Here is a 16,341-nt window from a genome sequence, read left to right as displayed (position 1 = left end):
TCTGTCGATGTTGGTGTTGGATTCACGCGCTCAGTCGTCGGGGTAGCGCTCCACGGGCATGACGCTGGGGCCAAGGATCGGTCCGGCCCGCTCATGGCCCCAAACGCTCAGATGCTCGGGGTTCAGCTCGAAGCCGTCGTGGTGCCAGGGCTCCAATTCATGGATGCACTCAACCGCGAACCCGGACGGGCTGAAGTGGTAGAAGGAAACGTGCGGGTCCTGACAGTGCTGGCCGAGGGTCATCTGCATCGGCAGCTCGCGCTGGCGCACGATGTCGTAGGTCTTGCCGAGATCGCTCAGGCTCTTGACGAACAGGCCGATGTGCTGCACCCCCTTCATGCCGGGGGCATGGCCGAAGGCGATGTCGTGGCTGGTCTTGTCGTTCAGCTTGGCCCGGAAGAAGCCGGTACGGCCCTTGCCGGCGCCCGCGCCGTACCAGTGGAAGCCCATCAGCTCGATGAAGAAGGCTTCCAGTTCGGGACCGTAGTCCGGCGTCATCAGGACGATATGGCCGACGCCGCGCTCGTCGGCGACGAAACCGCCGTGGGGGCGACCGGGAACGAACGAGCGCGGCGTCCACTTCTGTCCGTAGAAGAGTTCGTGCTGGTAGCCCGCCGGGCAGCGGAAGCGCACCAGTTCGCGCACTCCGCGTATCTCGCGCAAGGCGTCATCGCCGATTTCCAGGGCCACCCCGGTTGCGCGAAAGCGCGCCACTGCGGCGTCGAAGGCCTGCCGTCCGCGGGCTTCCCAGCCGATATAGGCGATGTGGTCGATGGGGCCGGGGTGAAAGGCGATGCGGTGACGGCGGTCGTCGCTGCGCAGGTACAGTGAGTCGGGGTCGCCCGCCGGGGCGTTGCCCAGCCCCAGGCCGAGCACCTGCGGTGCGTACTCGCGCCAGGCGTCCAGGTTCGGGCTTTCGAAGCCCAGGTAGCCAATGCCGATGATGTCCATGCTGGCCTCGTGTCGTGGTCTTGAACCGTCCCCTCCCGGCCTTTGCCCGGGAGGGGCGCCATGGCCTTTCCTACAACGCGGTCTGGGCGTCCGCCTGGGCGAACATCGCGTTGATGTCGCCGGAGGTCACCGGCTGGCCTTTCTCGCGCTTGGGCGCGGCTCCGCCCATGCCCAGTGCCGGCTCGATATTGACGTGCGTGGCCTGGGCGCGCAGCGCGCCGACGGTGCAATTCTCCCGACCGAGCAGGGGGAACGGGTCGTAGGAGAACTCACGCATGGCGTTGAGGTGGGTGACCTTGTGGATGGTCGCCTCGGGCAGCTTGCGCAGGCTTTCCCAGGCCACTTCCGGCGAATTCGGCCAGGTGCAGTCGGAGTGCGGGTAGTCGCATTCCCAGGTGACCATGTTCTCACCCACGTCCGGCAGGTTGCGCAGGCCGAAATCGTCCTCGATGAAGCAGGTGATTATGTGCTTGCGGAAGATGTCGCTGGGCTTCTTGCCGCCGAAGTCGGCGTTGGTCCAGGCGTGGTGGTGGCGATGGGTGAAGTCGGCGCGTTCCAGCAGGTAGGGGATCCAGCCGATGCCGCCTTCGGACAGGGCCATGCGCAGGTTGGGGAACTTCTTCCACATCGGCGCCCAGATCCAGTCGGCGGCCGAGTTGGCGATGGAGATCGGCATGGAGGTGATCCAGGCATCGATCGGCGACAGCTCGGATGCGTGCTCGGCCTTGATGCCGGTGCCGATGTGGCAGCAGATCACCACGTTGTTGTCGGAGCAGGCTTTCCACAGTGGGTCCCAGTAGTCGCTGTGGATCGACGGGAAGCCGTGCAGCGCTGGGTTGTCGGACAGCGACAGGGCATGCACGCCGAGTTTGGCCAGACGCTCGACTTCGGCGGCGGCGGCCTGCATGTCCCACCAGGGCACCAGCATCAGCGGGATGAAACGTCCCGGCGCGACGTTGCACCAGTCGTGCAGGTGCCAGTCGTTGTAGGCCTGGATGGCCGCCAGGGACACGGCGCGGTCCGGGTGGTTCTGGAAGCGCTGGCCGGCGAAGCCGGGGAAGGTGGGGAAGCAGATCGAGCCGAGGATGCCGTTGGCGCTCATGTCATCGACGCGGGCCTTGATGTCCCAGGTGCCGCGGCGCATGTGCTCGTAGCCCAGCGGCTCCATACCGTATTCCTCCTTGGGCCGGCCGACCACCGAGTTGAGGCCCATGTAGCCCGTGGCCTGGCCTTCGAATACCCAGACATCACGGCCGCCGTGCTGCTCGACGCGCGGCTGGCGGCCCTTGAAGCGTGCCGGCATGTGGCGGTCGAAGGCGCCGGCCGGTTCGATGGCGTGGTCGTCCACGCTGACGAGGATCATGTCTTCGAGTTGCATTGTCGTTCTCCGTGGTTGGCCGCAGCGGCTGCGGCCTATACTTCTGTCGGGTCGATCAAAGGAAAATGCCGAGGTTCGGGGTGCCGATCACCGCCTGGTCCAGCAGGATTTCGCGCCGCGCCAGTTTCAGTTGGCCGTTCTCGCGGCGCAGGATGTCGTGGCGTTCGCAGGGGATCAGGTCGAAGTCGTCGAAGTCGAAGCGGCTGCGGGTCACCAGCAGGTAGCTCAGTACCTTGTATTCGTCGGCCTTGTCGGTGCCGAACACGCGGACGTTGCTGACCAGGCGCCGGGTGCGCGAGGGCGGGTCCTCGCCCCAGGCGCTGCGGGTGTCGGTGATGCGCATGATGCGCACCATCAGCGAGCCATGGCTCTCATGCAGGTGCTGGACGTTGCGCACCACGGTCTGCTGTTGCTGGCGGTTGGGACGGGTGAGGCGCGCCGGGGCGTTGTACTCGATATCCAGGGTCAGGGTTTCGCTCCACTGTTTGAGTTGCAGGGTGTCCAGCAACTCCGCTTCGTCGTAGAGGAAGTCGACGATTTCGCTATGCAGCGGGCTGCCGCTGGAGATGCGCTTGCTGCGATCGGTCGGCGGCAGGGGCGTGGGGGCGAGCAGGGTCTGTAGGTCGTTCATGGCGATCTCCGTGAGGCTGTGCGTGCCATCGGCTGCGCTGCGCAGCCGGGCAGGGTGTACGAGGATTGGGGGTCAGGCCGTCATCAGCGCGTGCCAGTATTTCCACCACTGCCACTGGGTATCGTCCTTGGTGAAGCCCTCGCCGACATAACCGGGGCCGGGCCAGTCGGCAGGCTTGGTGTCGTCTTCGTACAAGGCCTGATACTTGAGGGTGATGTCCTCGCTCATCGCTCCCTTGGCCGCCAGGGTCATGTGTGGCCAGGTGTCGGAGTCGTCCTGTTCGACCATGCCGGAGGTGCCGAGCAGTTGGATCGACTGGCGCAGCATGCGCGCCTTGATTTCCGGCGGGGTGTCCTTCTCGGCGAGGATCCAGTTGACGAATTCCAGCTTGTCCGGCCCCTTGGGGATATAGGCGTGCAGGGCCATGGCGCCGAGCACGGTGCCGTCCGGCTGAGGCAGGTAGATGAACTCGAACAGGCCATTGGGGAAGAAGTTGCCCACCTGCGGCGGGCGCCAGCTCATGACGTGCAACTGCTCGGGGCTGAAGCGCTTGAGCAGCTCCGGGACCATTTCCCGGGTGATGCCCGGTGGTGGCAGTAGGGTGAGTTTTTCCTCGGCGCTCATGGTGGACGGGTCGCGTCCGGTGAGGCGCTGGATCTTGCGGTCCAGTTCGATGCAGCGCATGGTATGGCCGTGTTCGGTCCAGACTTCGACGCCGTACATTTCCGGGCTGAGGTCGCCGCCCTTGCCTTCGGCATCCGGCTTCTTCGCATAGGGGCCGACCTCGCCCAGCCAGCGGTGCAGGGTCAGGGTGTGGAAACCGTCCGAGGCGGATTGCTCGCAGGCGGTCTTCCAGTTGGCGCGGATGATGAAGCGCTGTGGTGGGCCGAGCACTTCCATGCCGGCGGTGGTGCGGCACCAGAGCGTGTCGAAATACCATTTGGCATCGCCGAGGAAGTCCTCGAAGGACTGGCCGTCGATGTTCCAGGTGGCGAAGATTAGGCCGCCATAGACGGACACGCGGGCCTTGTGCAGGCCGAGTTCGGCCTTCGTGCGCATCTTGCCGTGCATGCACTCCTTTTCCACCGGCGCGGCGATGAAGTCGCCGTTGGGGCGGAAGGTCCAGCCATGGTAGATGCACACATGGGCGGCGGCGTTGCCGCCATCGACGGTGGAGATCTTCATGCCTCGGTGCGGGCAGACGTTCAGCGAGACATGGATCTGCTCGTCGCTGGAGCGGGCGACGATCACCGAGTCAGAGCCCATGTCGCGGACGACGAAGTCGCCCTTGTTCGGAATCTCGGTTTCGTGGCCAAGGAAGACCCAGGTCCTGGCGAAGATTTTCTTCATTTCAAGGGTATAAAGCTCGGGGTCGGACAGCGTCCGCATCTTCACTTCATGTTTTTCCAGGTCGATCAGGTCCGAAATCCTCGTGCCGTCGCTCAGCGCCGGGTTGGTAGTGCTGGTCATAGTCGGTCTTCGCTCTTGTTGTTTAATATGAACAAAAAATAGTTTTTTGTTCATTTGCGAGCCGATTATCTGCCCCGTGGAGGGCTTTTTAATTGATCTGAGTCAACGGCTGCTCAGGGCCGGAAACCACCGGTCAGGCACGTTGCTGCTCCCGTTGGGCAGCCTTTCAGATCTATGGAATGGGGCTTGTGGAGTAGGGTGTGGCGGGTTTGCCGGCGGCCGGGGCGCTGGTTGCAGAATGCAGGTATCGATTTGTATGGGCAATATTATTGAAATTGTTCAGTTATGCTTCGACCGCCAGCGCCCCACTCTTCACTGGCCGGGGCGCTGGCGCAGGTACAGCACCAGGGTAAGGCCGAGGGTCGAGAGCAGGGCTGAGCAGAAGAAAATCCATGGCAGACCGAAATGCGCGGCCACCAGGCCCATCAGTGGGCCGGCCAGCCCTACGGCCAGGTCGAAGAACAGCGACAGTGTGCTCAGGGCCGAATTACGGTTGCTCTCCGGCGTGCGCGCCAGGGTTTCCACCCCCAGCCCCGGATAGACCCAGGACACCCCCAGGCCGGTCAGCGCCGAGCCGAGGATCGCCACCAGGGGCGTAGGTGCCAGCCAAACGAGCAGCAGCCCAAGGGTTTGTACCGTCAGGCAGAGCGCGACCACCCGGTAGCCGCCGAAGCGTGGCAGCGCGTTGGGCGATGCCAGCCGGGCGCAGATGAAGGCGATGCCGAAGGCGCTCAGGCAATAGGCCGCGTTGTTCCAGCCCCGGCTGTCGAAGTACAGGGCGACGAAGGCGGTCAGGCTGCCGAAGCCCACCGAGCTGCAGGCGATGGCCAGGCCGTTGGGCAGCACGGCGAGGAACACGCAGTGGAATGGCAGGCGTATGCCCGGCAGCAACGGGGCCGGCGGTCGGCTCCGGGCGAACAGCAGGGGCAGCAAGCCGAGCAGGGTGATGCCGATACCGATGCCGGCAAGCCCCAGCTGGTCCCGTACTAGAACGCCGAGCGGCGCGCCGAGGGCGGTTCCGCCATAGGCGGCGATGCCATTCCAGGACATCACCTGTGCGGTACGTGTCGTGCCATGCAGGCCAATGGCCCAGGTGCAGCAGGGTGTCGAGATCAGAGCCGAAGAGATGCCCTGGAGGATGCGCCCGGTGAGCAGCAGCGCCAGGCCGGCCCCCGGGGGCAGCGGCAGGATGATCGCCAGAGCCGTCAGCAGGCCGCTGCCGGTCAGCACGGCTAGTCCGGTCATCACCGTGCGTTTGGCGCCATGGGTGTCGGCAAGCAGGCCGGCCAGTGGGCGCGACAGCAGGGTCGTCAGGTACTGCATGCCGATCACCAGGCCAACCATGGCGCTGCTGAATCCGAGGGTATTCAGGACATGGCCGGGCAACACGGCAAGGGGGAGTCCGTTGGCGATGTAGGAGGCGAAGTTGAAGCAGACGATCGAGACGATCGACAGGCCGGTGGAAAGCGATTGGCTACGGGCGTTCATCAGGTGTCGCCTTGAGCGGACGGCAGTCGGTGCAGGCTCGTTCGGCAGGGAGCGGGATTGGCCGTGGCGCTGGCCGAAGCCGCGCCCTGCGGTGGGCGCGGCGGCGGTCGTTCAGTCGCGGTTGGCGGCTTCCCAGGCCTTGAGCTCGAAGCCTTCGGCGGCGGCCTCGGCGGCGCTCAGCTGCGGCGGGCGGGAGAGAATCTTGCGCGCGGCCATGTGGTCGCCCGGTCGGTTGCAGGATTCCACCGCGATCAATTGGTCGTCGCGGAAACACAGCACAGAGAGCTGCTGGGTTTCCGTCGAGCCGAGGGTCACTGTGCTGTCGTAGCCGGTGGAAAGCCCGGCGATCTGCAGCTTGAGGTTGCCCTGATCGGTCCAGAACCAGGGCAGTGCGGCGTAGGGTGCCGATTTGCCAAGCAGTCGCGTTGCCACGTTGCGCGCCTGGTCGACGGCGTTCTGTACGGATTCCAGGCGGGTCGGTTGTTCGCCGTTCTGCAGGCAAGGGAAGCAGGCGACGTCACCGATGGCGGAGATGTGCGGATCGGAGGTCAGCAGGTTGGCGTCAACGCGGATGCCGTTTTCGATGGTTAGGCCAGCCTCGCTGGCCAGTTGGGTGTTGGGGATCACGCCAATACCGAAGACCACCAGGTCGGCCGGCAGCAGGCGTCCATCCGAAGTCTGCACACCACTGACTCGGCCGGCATTGCCTTCGATCCGGGTCAGGCCCTGGCGGAAATCGAACTTTACCCCCCAGGCCTCATGTGCTTGGCGGAACAACTGGGACATCTCCGCTGAGACGGCGCGTGCCATCGGGCGGTCGCCGAGCTCCAAGACGTGCACGCTGGCACCCTGTTCGGCGGCCACTGCGGCGAACTCCAGGCCGATGAAGCCGGCACCGACTACCACAACGTTGCGGATTTCCTTCACCAGCGGGGCTAGGGCGTCGGCATCCTGTTTGGTCTTGACGCCGAATACGCCCTGCAGTTCGGCACCGGGGACCGGCAGTGGGCGGTTATGGGCTCCGGTGGCGAGGACCAGATGATCGTAGGAGACCGCCTCGCCGGAGGCTAGCAGAACCCGACGGTTCTGCCTGTCGATGGCGGTAGCTTGGTCGTGGCGAAGGTCGATGCGCTGGGTGGTGAAAAACTCGGCTGGACGGAATAGAAGAGCGTTCTCGTTGATCTTGCCAAGCAGGTAGGCCTTAGACAGCGGTGGCCGCTGGTACGGGAGGCCCGGCTCGTCACCGATCAGAGTGATAGTGCCGTCATATCCTTCTTGGCGCAGCGAGGCCGCGATCTGAAAACCGGCCTGTCCGGCGCCGACGATGACTACTGAGGCAAGTGACATAAGGACCTCTTCTTCAGAATTGCGATGCAGGCAGGTGCAGCACTAGGCCGTCGAGTTCTTCGCTGATGAATACCTGGCAGGTCAGGCGGCTGTTGTCGCGGCGCTCGAAGGCGCAGTCGAGCATGTCGTTTTCGGTGCTCTCCGGCGCAGGCAAACGTGCCAGCCAGGCTTCGTCGACATAGGCATGGCAGGTGGCGCAGGCACAGGCACCACCGCAATCTGCCGGGATGCCGGGTATCGAAGCGAAGGTGGCGGCCTGCATTACCGATTGGCCGATATCCCCGATCACCTTGTGCTCGGTGCCGTTGTGCTCAATGAAGGTCAGTGTGGGCATGGTCTTCTCCTTGGGTGTCGGGTCAGGGGTGGGACGCGATCGGCGTCGAGACGAAGCGGGGAGCGCTGCCCAGAGTCAGTAGCAACAGGGGGCCGATCAAGCTGCAGGCAAGGGAATAGACCAGCATTGCCGAATAGCCTCCGGTGCGGCTGAGAAGGAAGGCGAACAACAGTGGCGCGAGGGCTGATGCCACGGTATTCAGACCCTGGTGTACACCGAACAGGCGGCCGTACTCGCGCAGGCCGAAGTAGCGTGCGACCAGGAAGGCGGCGATGTCGAACTCGGCACCGGCGCCGAAACCCACCAGCACGGCGGCCAGCAGTAGCGGAGCGAACTCTGTGGTGCCGCCGAGGTAGACCAGGCAGCCGATGGCCGGCAACGCCAGGCTGATGGCGGCCACCATTGGTGGCCAGAGGCGGTCGAGCAGGTAGCCGATGAGCATGCGGCCAAAGATCAGGGCAATGCCGAAGCCACTGAAGATCAGGTTTGCCTCTGCGGCTGGCAGGCCTTTGGTCTGCAACATGGGGACGGTGCTGGTGACCATGCCGACGATAGAGGAAATCACAAGCGCCAGGGCCAGGTTGCAGGTCCAGAACTTGGTCGAGTACATGCCTTCACGGAAGCTCAGGCCGGGCAGTTCTAGCAGGGTACTGGTGTCGCCCTGCGCGCGTTGGCCGGCTCTGTCGGAAAGCTTGAACCAAAGCAGGGTCAGCGGTAATAGCAGCAGCAAGTTGAGCAGGGCGAGAAGAACGAAGGCTGCGCGCCAGTCCCATTGCTCGATGCTCCAGGACATCAGGCGCGGGACGACCGCCGCGGTCAAGCCGGTACCGGACAGGCCGATAGCCAGGGCCAGCCCGCGATTGCGGTCGTACCAGAGGCTGAGTAACTGGGTCCAGGTTACCGCCAGCGCTCCCATGCCGATCAAAGGCAGGACAGCGAAAGCTAGGTATAGCGACCAGATCGACCCGTTCAGCTGAGTGGTGCCTAGGTAGCCCAGAGACAGCAGGATCAGCGAGATGACTGTCACCTGCTTCATGCCGTAGCGCAAGTTGAACCAGCCAACCAGCTGCAGCGAGATTACTGCGCCACCGAAGAGGAAAGTGATCGCCGCCTGAAGTTCGCTCTTGTTCCACCCGAATGCCGCTTCCAGCGGCACTACCAGGGTACCGAACCCGTAGAGCAGGGCAGCATTGATGCTGACAGCAACCCCAACCACGGACAGTAGCAGGATGCGCCATCCCCGTTTGAACTCGGTGAAGTCAATAGCCGCTTCGTTTCGGGCGGTAGGCATGGTTTGGCGTCCTTTATTGGTTTTGTAGGGCCGGGGTCTCGAGCAGGCAAGGCGTCTTATTTGATGTTATGTACATAAACGTGAATACTGTGCAAATAGTATGGCGGGGCAGCGTGCCTGTCCAGCTATCTTCCATAACAACAAGAACGGTGAGTGCCATGATGTTTCTGAGAGGGCTTTCGATCGGCGCCAAGCTTCTCGTGCTGCCAGGGTTGTTCGTGCTGTCACTACTGATCGTGTCGGGGATGGCCTATAGGGGGCTGCTCAAGCAGCAGGCAGTGATTGAGGAAATCGACCACCTGCGTTTCCATCAGTATCGCCAGGTGCTCGAAACCTCCTCGGCTTCGCAAGCGGCGATGGTGGGCGCCTATGCTGTGGTAGTGCGAATCCTCGAGTCGAATGGCTCGGCCTCCAGGGAGGAGCTCGAGTCCTATCTCGAGGATATGCAGGACAGTATCGATGACATGCATACAGGGATGGGCAAGCTGGCTCAGGAGACCCGCCTGGGCGGCGAGGAGAAAACCCTCTATCGAGCCGTGGAAGAGCAGGCTGGGGTGGTCGGTGAAGGCTTGTCTGACTTCAAACGCACGGCCGTTGACGATCAGTTGCAGGCGGCGGCGTTGCTGGGGCGAATGCGTGCCGAATACAACGGTTTGCAGGGGCAGTTCAACCGGTTGCTGGGGTTGCAGGCGGAGTTGACCTCCAATGCCTTCATCGAGGCTGGCGATCTGCAGCGGCAGTTGTCCAGGATGCTGATTGTTGTCCTCGTTGCGGCTAGCGCTCTAGCTCTGTTTGTCAGTCTGCTGCTGCGTCGACAGATTGTTCGAGCCATTCGGGAAATTGAGCAAGCTTCCGTTAGGTTGCGCGATGGCGACCTGACCCTCCGTGTGCGGGTAATGGGGCGTGACGAGATAGCCCATACTGCGCAGGCTTTCAACGAGCTGATTGACAGTTTCCAGCAGGCAATGTGGCAGGTCACCAATGTGGCAATTTCGGTTGGCACTTCAGCGGAACAGTTGGTGGAGGCCTCCGCACAGGTGGCTGAGAGCTCCACTGCGCAGGTCGATGCTGTGGCCTCGGTATCGCTCATTATCGGGCAGATGAGCGACGGTATAGCGACTATTTCCAGTCATGCGGAAAGCTTGCGCAGTTCGGCGGAGGCGAGCCTGCACGGGGCGGAGAATGGTCATCTGGCGCTGTCACGCTTGCTCGAGAATATCGACAGCGTGCGTCACGCGTTCTCAGAAATACGGGGATCGGTAAGCGACTTCGTGGAAAGCACCACGGCCATCACTGCGAGCATTACTCAGGTCAAGGACCTGTCGGCCCAAACAAACCTGCTGGCCCTCAATGCGGCTATCGAAGCCGCGCGCGCCGGCGAAAGTGGGCGTGGATTCAGCGTGGTGGCGGACGAGGTGCGCAGTCTGGCGCAGCGTTCCGCCCTAGCGGCCAACTCGATCAACGAGCTGACCTCGAAGTTGGAAGGGCAGTCTGAGGTGGTGGACGAAGCCTTGCGTGCTGGCACTGTGGCGCTGGAGGACAGCAGCAGGCTGCTGGCTGACCTGGAGTCCACGTTACAGCAGGCGGCGGAATTGGTGGGGGATTCCACTCGTGGCGTGGAACAGATTGCCGATGCGGTCCGCGTGCAGAATGTCGGTGGACGGGACGTGGCTCTGAATGTCGAGCGCATTGCGCGCATGGCTGGAGAGGGGGATGCGATTGCTCATAGTGTCTCCAGTGCCGTTATTTCGTTGCGAGGGCTCTCCGAGGAGTTGACCCTGGCGGTAGGTCGCTTCCGCTTTCAGGGAGAGTCGGAGGCGGCCGACTGCACCTTGGTCTGATCCTGTGCGGGAGCATCGATTGCGTTTGCCTTTCTGTTACCGGCGGATCGGCGGTAGTTAGCCGGTTTTGAGCGGTCTGGGGGGATAGGTCGCAGCTATTCGAGGCGAGATGACTTTGGTTTTTGGAAGCGTACTGGGCTTTTGTTTACAAATTTAAGAAAAGTGTTCATTATTTTTGCGCCTGCTTGGATAAGGAGAATAAGATGAGTTCCGACAAGGCCCGATTCGAGGTTGTGGTCGAGCGCAGCCGCTGCTGTGGCTACGGTCTTTGTGCTGCGATCTGTCCCAGCATCTACAAGCTGGATGCCGATGGTTTGGTTTACGTCGATAACAAGGCTGTTCCCGTCGAACTGGAAGACGAGGCACGAGAGGGCGCCGAAGCTTGCCCGGCCGAAGCCATCTGGCTCGAAGAGATCAAGCCTGAGGGGCAATAGCGGTATCCGATCTGAGAAAATCAGAACAAGAAATGGAGAATGCAATGACTGGGCGTCTTGAAGGTAAGGTCGCGCTGATCACCGGAACTGGCGGTGGCCAGGGTAGGGCGGCGGCGCTGCGCTTCGCCCGTGAGGGCGCTATCGTCGTGGGCTGCGACCTCAATGGTGCAGCACACGAGGAAACCGCCGCTCTGCTGAGCGCCCAGGGACTTCGTCTGCATGGTCGAGCGCCCGTCGACCTCGGTGACTATGAGCAGGCCAGGGCCTGGGTCGAGGCGGCTGTGGTTGAGCATGGTGGCATTGATATCCTGTACAACAACGCATCGGCGGCACGCTTCGGCAAGGTCAATGAACTGTCTGTCGAGGATTGGCATTACACCATTCGCAACGAGATCGACCTGCTGTTTTATACCACTAAGTACGCCTGGGGCCATCTGGCTGCGCGGCGTGGAGTCATTATCAATGTTTCTTCCACGGCAGCCTGGGGTGGCTCCAAGGTCGCGGGAATTTCCGCACATGCCGCAGCGAAGGGGGCGGTTGTGTCCTTTACTCGGCAACTGGCTGTCGAAGGGGCTCCCCTGGGGATTCGCGCCGTTAGTCTCAGCCCTGGCTTCGTCGCTACCCCAGGGACCTTGGAGTTTCTGGAAAATCCGGTGGCGCGAGCGGCGCTTCTCGATGGTGTCCTGATGGACCGCCCTGGCGAACCCGAGGAAGTGGTCGCCCTGGCCCTATTCCTGGCATCCGGCGAGGCCTCCTTCGTGACCGGATCTGATTTCGTCATCGATGGCGGTCTGCTGGCTATCTAGCTAGGCATAGCCGTTCCTCCCAAGACATTCGAACAAGAAGGTGAAGGCATGGATATCATCGGCATCGGCTACATGGGGTTCGAGACCGCGAGCCTTGACGCCTGGCGCGAATATGGCCCGCAGGTCATGGGTTTCGGCATTGGCAAGTCGCCGGACAGCGATCTGGCGTCGTTGTATTTCAGGATCGACGACCGGCGGCACCGCTTTGCCTTTCACCCTGGCAAGGTGGATCGCCTTGCCTATATCGGTTGGGAGGCGGTCGGACGTATGGCTTTCGAGGCTGGTCTGAGGAAGCTCGAGGCTGCGGGAGTGGAGTTCGTGAGAGGCGATACGGCGTTCTGCGAGCTACGTGGGGTGCGTGAAGTAGTACGTTTCCGCGACCCGGTGGGCTACCAGTACGAACTGTTCTACGGACAGAAGTGGACGCCACGCTCTTTCATTCCCGGTCGTCCGCATACCGGCTTCCTGGCCGATGAACGTGGTGCTGGGCACGTAGTGGTGATCACTCCGGAATACACTCCGGAGTTGGAGCATTTCCTGCTCGATGTGATGGGTTTCCACTGGTACGGAGCCGGCGCCGGCAAGGGCCGAACCGGCTTCTTCCGCGCCAAGCTGAACAACCATACCAGCCACGACATCGCCTACGGCCACGGTCCAGGGCGCATGGGGGTGCAGCATGTCGGCCTGTTCGTGCGCAATGTGCGTGATGTGGGTGAAACCTACGATATCGTGCGCAAGCGCGAACTGCCGATGATGATGACCCTTGGCCAGCACAGCCAGGATCCGCATCTGTCCTTCTACCACTTCACACCGTCCGGCTTTGCCTTCGAGACCATAGCTGAGATTGAGCCGTGGCAGGGCGATCCCTATGAGCTCAACCCCGAGACCCTGAGTTTATGGGGCCATGAGATGGTTGGTCCGATCCTTGGACCGAGCGTGCGTACCCCCGAGGAAGTGCTGGACGCCGAGTACCTAGCCGGCAAGAAGCGCTGAGCATGCGCCTGGCGAGGGTTGAGGTAGCCGGTGAGGTATTCTGGGCATTGCTCGATTCGGATCTGCAGCGCCTTCGCCGCATTCGCGAGCCATTCGCTGCCTGGGCGCAGGTGATCGGGCAGGGGGGGATGATCAACCTGGGACTCGATGATGACTGCCTTGCGCTGTCGGCGTGCCGCTTGCTGCCGCCCTTGGAGCCGGGGGCGCGTGTTTTTGGCGTGGGCTTGAACTATCGCAGCCATCTTGAGCGTCTTGGCAGTTCGCCTCCGGCTCATCCGCTGGCCTACTTGAAGCCGGATTCCGCGCTGGTTGGCGCGTACGACGAAATAGCCTATCCGGCCCTGACCGGACAGCTCGACTATGAGGTCGAGTTGGTCGCTGTGGTTGCCCGGCCGCTAGGCGAGGAAGCGCTGGCCAGTGCTTGTCTACTCGGCTACACGGTCGGCAATGACGTCAGTGCGCGGGACGCGGGGAGGCGTATCGGTCGCCTCGACCTGCTAACTCAGAAAGCCATGGATCGCACTACACCGATCGGTCCCTGGATCGTCACTCTCGACGAATTGGGCGGCACCGGACAGCCTGAGTTGGAGATGGGCCTAGAGGTCAACGGTGAACCGCGTCAGCGGGACAATACTCGGCAGATGATCTTCCCGGTGGACGAATTGCTCGATTATCTTGATGCGCGTATTAGCTTGCGGCCGGGCGACCTGGTGTTCACCGGCTCGACTCACGGTGTGGGCATGGAGGATGGTCGCTTCCTTGCGCCGGGTGATTTGGTCGAGGCGCGCATCGACGGGATCGGCGAGCTGCGCAACCGTGTTGGTCCCCGGCGTATACTGTCTGCTGCGCGAAGTGCCGGGCGGCTGGGCAGGCCTGACGGCGAATGAGTATGGACAGGCAGGCCAACTCTGCTTTGGCAGTGGCGGAACACTCCTCGTTTTGGGCGCCGTTGCGTCATGGCCTGTTCGTCGGCCTTTGGCTGGCCTGTGCGGTCGTCAACCTGGCGATCTGGATGCAGACCGTGGGGGCAGCCTGGATCATGACCCAGCTATCAGCATCACCCCTGATGGTTTCCCTGGTACAGACGGCCATTACCCTGCCTGTCTTCCTGTTCGCTTTGCCGGGCGGGGTGCTCGCTGACCGCATGGATCCACGCCGTTTGTTGCTTCTCACCCAGGCGGTCATCTTGGTGGCGGCCGCAGCGCTCTGCCTGCTGGATTGGGGGGAACTGCTGGAGGCCTGGTCGCTGCTGCTGTTCACGTTCCTGCTGGGGGTCGGTAGCGCCTTGGGTATGGCGGCCTGGATGGTGACGGTGGTCGGAGTCATTCCACGTGAGCAGGTGCCGGCGGCGGTCTCTCTCAATGGTATTTCCGTTAATGCCACTCGGGCCCTGGGGCCGGCTCTGGCCGGCGCACTGATCGTCTGGTGGACCAGCGCCGCAGTATTCCTGGTCATCGCACTATGCATGGCTGCAGTGCTCGTATTCATCTTCCGTCTGCCGGCTCGCGTCCATGCCGACGGCTTGCCACCTGAAACCTTAGTCGGCGGCATGCGCAGCGGCCTGCGCTACATCCGCCACTCGACGGTTCTGTCTAGCGCGCTCAAGCGGGTATTCGTGTTCACCAGTTGCGCCAGCGCGTTATGGGCACTGATGCCGCTGGTAGCCAAGGAGGAGCTGCGCATGGACGCCGGTGGCTATGGGCTGCTGATGGCGTTTATGGGGGCTGGGGCGGTCCTCGCTGCGCTCGGCCTGACCAGCATCTATCGCCGTTTTGCCCTGCGGCGGTTGATCGACGCCGGGGCGCTCGCCTTTGCTGTGGCGACCCTGGCGGCGGCGCTGTCGCGCAGCCAGGTGGTGATCTGTGCCACGCTCCTGCTGGCCGGCATGGGCTGGATGGCGGTGAACGCGACCATTTCCACCGTGGTACAGACTTATGCTGCGAACTGGGTGCGAGCCCGTGTCGCCTCGGTTTACCTCCTGGTGCTGATGGGCTCAATGGCCCTTGGTGGCGCCCTGTGGGGGGCTCTCGCGCAATATCTGGGGTTGCAGCAAAGTCTGCTGCTATCGGCATCGAGCATCTTCCTGGGCTTGTTCCTGACTCGTGGTGGGGCGATCGAGATGGGCCGCGAAGCTGACTTCGCCGATGCCCAGCAAACGGACAAGCCGATGCTGGTCACTGAGGGCGTCGCCCACGGCGACGGGCCGGTGTGCATCGAAGTCGGCTACCGGGTGGATGCTGCCGGGCGTGAGGCGTTTCTGCGTGTGGTCTATGCCGTCGGCCAGACGCGACGGCGTAATGGTGCGCGGAATTGGTGCCTGTACCGTGATCTGGAGGAGTCCAACCGCTACGTCGAGCGCTTCATCGTCGAGTCGTGGCTGGATTACCTGCGCCAGTGCGGACGCATGACCCAGGGGGACGAAGCGCAGGCAGTACCACTTTCGCCTTTTCGCGAGGGCCGATCGACCCGACGCTATGTCAATCAAGCACCGGTAGAGGGCTTCTAGAAATCTCTATATTAAATTTGCTAGTCAATAGTGTTCTCGTTATAGAATTGATCGATAGAAAATAATAGAGAGCACGCCTATGGAAAGCCCAGAGCTCACGGAGGTTGGCAATAGTCGCAAGGGCTCCAGCGTCACGGTGAAACCGGTCGCCAACGCGATTCGCATACTCCGTCATTTGAGCCAGAGCGGGGCGCCGGAGCGTTCGGTGGACATCGCTCGGCGCCTGTCGATCAACCCCAGCACCTGCTTCAACATCCTGCGTACCTTGGCCATGGAGGATGTGATCGATTTCAACCCGATGTCCAAGCGCTATTCGGCCGGCCTGGGATTGGCCCGCCTAGTTGGGCAACTGGTTACCCAAGGGCAGCGTGTGCAATTGGTTAAGCCGCTGCTGCAGGAGTTCGCCGCGCGCATGCAGGTAACTATCACCCTTTGGCGGCGCATGGGGGAGGATCGCATCGTCATCGTTAGCTCGGCGGCCAGTCCTGCCGATGTGCGCATTGACATGGCCGAGGGGCAGCGCTTTCCGATGCTGATGGGGGCCAGCGGTCGGCTGTTCTCGACCCAGCTGGACCTGGACACGCCGGCATTCGAGGATATCTACCATCGGATACGCTGGGCGCGCCACTTGCCAATCGAGACCTATCGCGAGGAAGTTCACCTAGCCGCGGAACGGGGTTGGGCGGTGGACGATGGGTATTTCTCGGTTGGCATCCAGGCGGTCGCTGCGCCGGTGTATTCCCCTGAGGGCGCAATCGATTTCACTGTCTCCGCCGTGATGTTCCGCGGCCAGCGAGACGACGAGGGGGTTGGTGAACTGGCCGCCGAGCTCATCGAGTTCTGTACCTCACTGGCGGGTATTCTGTTCTGA

At 62.6% G+C, this 16,341-nt stretch carries 14 protein-coding genes and 2 pseudogenes; 8 read left to right on the top strand and 8 right to left on the bottom strand.

Going from position 1 to position 16,341, the window contains the following annotated elements:
* Positions 1 to 30: 30 nt before the first annotated feature.
* The 8 genes from DK254_RS01240 to DK254_RS01205 form a co-directional block, all read right to left on the bottom strand.
* Positions 31 to 951: a VOC family protein gene (locus DK254_RS01240; protein WP_058490433.1), complete on the bottom strand. Its 921-nt coding sequence runs from the start codon at positions 949 to 951 to the stop codon at positions 31 to 33.
* Between the two features lie 70 nt (positions 952 to 1,021).
* Positions 1,022 to 2,329, bottom strand: coding sequence for an amidohydrolase family protein (locus tag DK254_RS01235; RefSeq protein WP_058490431.1), 1,308 nt, complete (start codon positions 2,327 to 2,329; stop codon positions 1,022 to 1,024).
* Positions 2,330 to 2,384: 55 nt separating this feature from the next.
* Positions 2,385 to 2,960 carry a 3-phenylpropionate/cinnamic acid dioxygenase subunit beta gene (locus DK254_RS01230; RefSeq protein ID WP_058490429.1) on the bottom strand — a complete coding sequence of 192 codons (576 nt, stop codon included), beginning with the start codon at positions 2,958 to 2,960 and terminating at the stop codon, positions 2,385 to 2,387.
* Between the two features lie 72 nt (positions 2,961 to 3,032).
* Positions 3,033 to 4,430, bottom strand: coding sequence for an aromatic ring-hydroxylating dioxygenase subunit alpha (locus DK254_RS01225; RefSeq protein WP_058490427.1), 1,398 nt, complete (start codon positions 4,428 to 4,430; stop codon positions 3,033 to 3,035).
* A gap of 312 nt (positions 4,431 to 4,742) precedes the next feature.
* Positions 4,743 to 5,918 (bottom strand): MFS transporter, encoded by a 1,176-nt coding sequence (locus DK254_RS01220; protein WP_058490425.1) that lies wholly within the window; start codon positions 5,916 to 5,918, stop codon positions 4,743 to 4,745.
* A gap of 111 nt (positions 5,919 to 6,029) precedes the next feature.
* Positions 6,030 to 7,265 carry an NAD(P)/FAD-dependent oxidoreductase gene (locus DK254_RS01215; protein WP_058490424.1) on the bottom strand — a complete coding sequence of 412 codons (1,236 nt, stop codon included), beginning with the start codon at positions 7,263 to 7,265 and terminating at the stop codon, positions 6,030 to 6,032.
* Between the two features lie 13 nt (positions 7,266 to 7,278).
* Entirely contained in the window at positions 7,279 to 7,599 is a 321-nt protein-coding gene (locus DK254_RS01210; RefSeq protein WP_058490423.1) for a 2Fe-2S iron-sulfur cluster-binding protein, read from the bottom strand.
* 22 nt (positions 7,600 to 7,621) lie between these two features.
* Positions 7,622 to 8,890: an MFS transporter gene (locus DK254_RS01205; protein ID WP_058490422.1), complete on the bottom strand. Its 1,269-nt coding sequence runs from the start codon at positions 8,888 to 8,890 to the stop codon at positions 7,622 to 7,624.
* Positions 8,891 to 8,958: 68 nt separating this feature from the next.
* Between DK254_RS01205 and DK254_RS35125 the strand changes: the two are divergent.
* The 8 genes and pseudogenes from DK254_RS35125 to DK254_RS01170 form a co-directional block, all read left to right on the top strand.
* Positions 8,959 to 9,789: pseudogene (locus tag DK254_RS35125) on the top strand (hypothetical protein); the annotation flags it as partial.
* A gap of 426 nt (positions 9,790 to 10,215) precedes the next feature.
* Positions 10,216 to 10,731 (top strand): annotated as a pseudogene (locus DK254_RS35120) (methyl-accepting chemotaxis protein); the annotation flags it as partial.
* A gap of 203 nt (positions 10,732 to 10,934) precedes the next feature.
* Positions 10,935 to 11,165, top strand: a complete 231-nt coding sequence (locus DK254_RS01195) for a ferredoxin (RefSeq protein ID WP_058490419.1) — start codon at positions 10,935 to 10,937, stop codon at positions 11,163 to 11,165.
* A 44-nt stretch (positions 11,166 to 11,209) separates the two neighbouring features.
* On the top strand, positions 11,210 to 11,971 hold the full coding sequence (locus tag DK254_RS01190; protein ID WP_058490417.1) for an SDR family NAD(P)-dependent oxidoreductase: 762 nt from the start codon (positions 11,210 to 11,212) through the stop codon (positions 11,969 to 11,971).
* Positions 11,972 to 12,019: 48 nt separating this feature from the next.
* Entirely contained in the window at positions 12,020 to 12,964 is a 945-nt protein-coding gene (locus DK254_RS01185) for a VOC family protein (protein ID WP_058490415.1), read from the top strand.
* Positions 12,965 to 12,966: 2 nt separating this feature from the next.
* A complete protein-coding gene (locus DK254_RS01180; RefSeq protein WP_058490414.1) occupies positions 12,967 to 13,851 on the top strand; it encodes a fumarylacetoacetate hydrolase family protein in 885 nt (294 codons plus the stop codon).
* Complete coding sequence (locus tag DK254_RS01175; RefSeq protein ID WP_058490412.1) at positions 13,848 to 15,470, top strand: MFS transporter; 1,623 nt, start codon at positions 13,848 to 13,850, stop codon at positions 15,468 to 15,470. Before DK254_RS01180 ends, DK254_RS01175 begins: the two co-directional genes overlap by 4 nt.
* A 79-nt stretch (positions 15,471 to 15,549) precedes the next feature.
* Entirely contained in the window at positions 15,550 to 16,341 is a 792-nt protein-coding gene (locus DK254_RS01170; RefSeq protein ID WP_058490410.1) for an IclR family transcriptional regulator, read from the top strand.

The organism is Pseudomonas sp. RW407, from assembly GCF_003176655.1.
Classification (GTDB): Bacteria; Pseudomonadota; Gammaproteobacteria; order Pseudomonadales; family Pseudomonadaceae; genus Pseudomonas; species Pseudomonas delhiensis.
This window is presented reverse-complemented; position numbering and strand designations above follow the sequence as displayed.

Coding starts and splice junctions, on each gene's coding strand:
- DK254_RS01170 (WP_058490410.1), top strand. CDS start 15,550: ATGGAAAGCCCAGAGCTCACGGAGGTTGGCAATAGTCGCAAGGGCTCC.
- DK254_RS01175 (WP_058490412.1), top strand. CDS start 13,848: ATGAGTATGGACAGGCAGGCCAACTCTGCTTTGGCAGTGGCGGAACAC.
- DK254_RS01230 (WP_058490429.1), bottom strand. CDS start 2,960: ATGAACGACCTACAGACCCTGCTCGCCCCCACGCCCCTGCCGCCGACC.
- DK254_RS01215 (WP_058490424.1), bottom strand. CDS start 7,265: ATGTCACTTGCCTCAGTAGTCATCGTCGGCGCCGGACAGGCCGGTTTT.
- DK254_RS01225 (WP_058490427.1), bottom strand. CDS start 4,430: ATGACCAGCACTACCAACCCGGCGCTGAGCGACGGCACGAGGATTTCG.
- DK254_RS01240 (WP_058490433.1), bottom strand. CDS start 951: ATGGACATCATCGGCATTGGCTACCTGGGCTTCGAAAGCCCGAACCTG.
- DK254_RS01210 (WP_058490423.1), bottom strand. CDS start 7,599: ATGCCCACACTGACCTTCATTGAGCACAACGGCACCGAGCACAAGGTG.
- DK254_RS01185 (WP_058490415.1), top strand. CDS start 12,020: ATGGATATCATCGGCATCGGCTACATGGGGTTCGAGACCGCGAGCCTT.
- DK254_RS01220 (WP_058490425.1), bottom strand. CDS start 5,918: ATGAACGCCCGTAGCCAATCGCTTTCCACCGGCCTGTCGATCGTCTCG.
- DK254_RS01205 (WP_058490422.1), bottom strand. CDS start 8,890: ATGCCTACCGCCCGAAACGAAGCGGCTATTGACTTCACCGAGTTCAAA.
- DK254_RS01190 (WP_058490417.1), top strand. CDS start 11,210: ATGACTGGGCGTCTTGAAGGTAAGGTCGCGCTGATCACCGGAACTGGC.
- DK254_RS01180 (WP_058490414.1), top strand. CDS start 12,967: ATGCGCCTGGCGAGGGTTGAGGTAGCCGGTGAGGTATTCTGGGCATTG.
- DK254_RS01235 (WP_058490431.1), bottom strand. CDS start 2,329: ATGCAACTCGAAGACATGATCCTCGTCAGCGTGGACGACCACGCCATC.
- DK254_RS01195 (WP_058490419.1), top strand. CDS start 10,935: ATGAGTTCCGACAAGGCCCGATTCGAGGTTGTGGTCGAGCGCAGCCGC.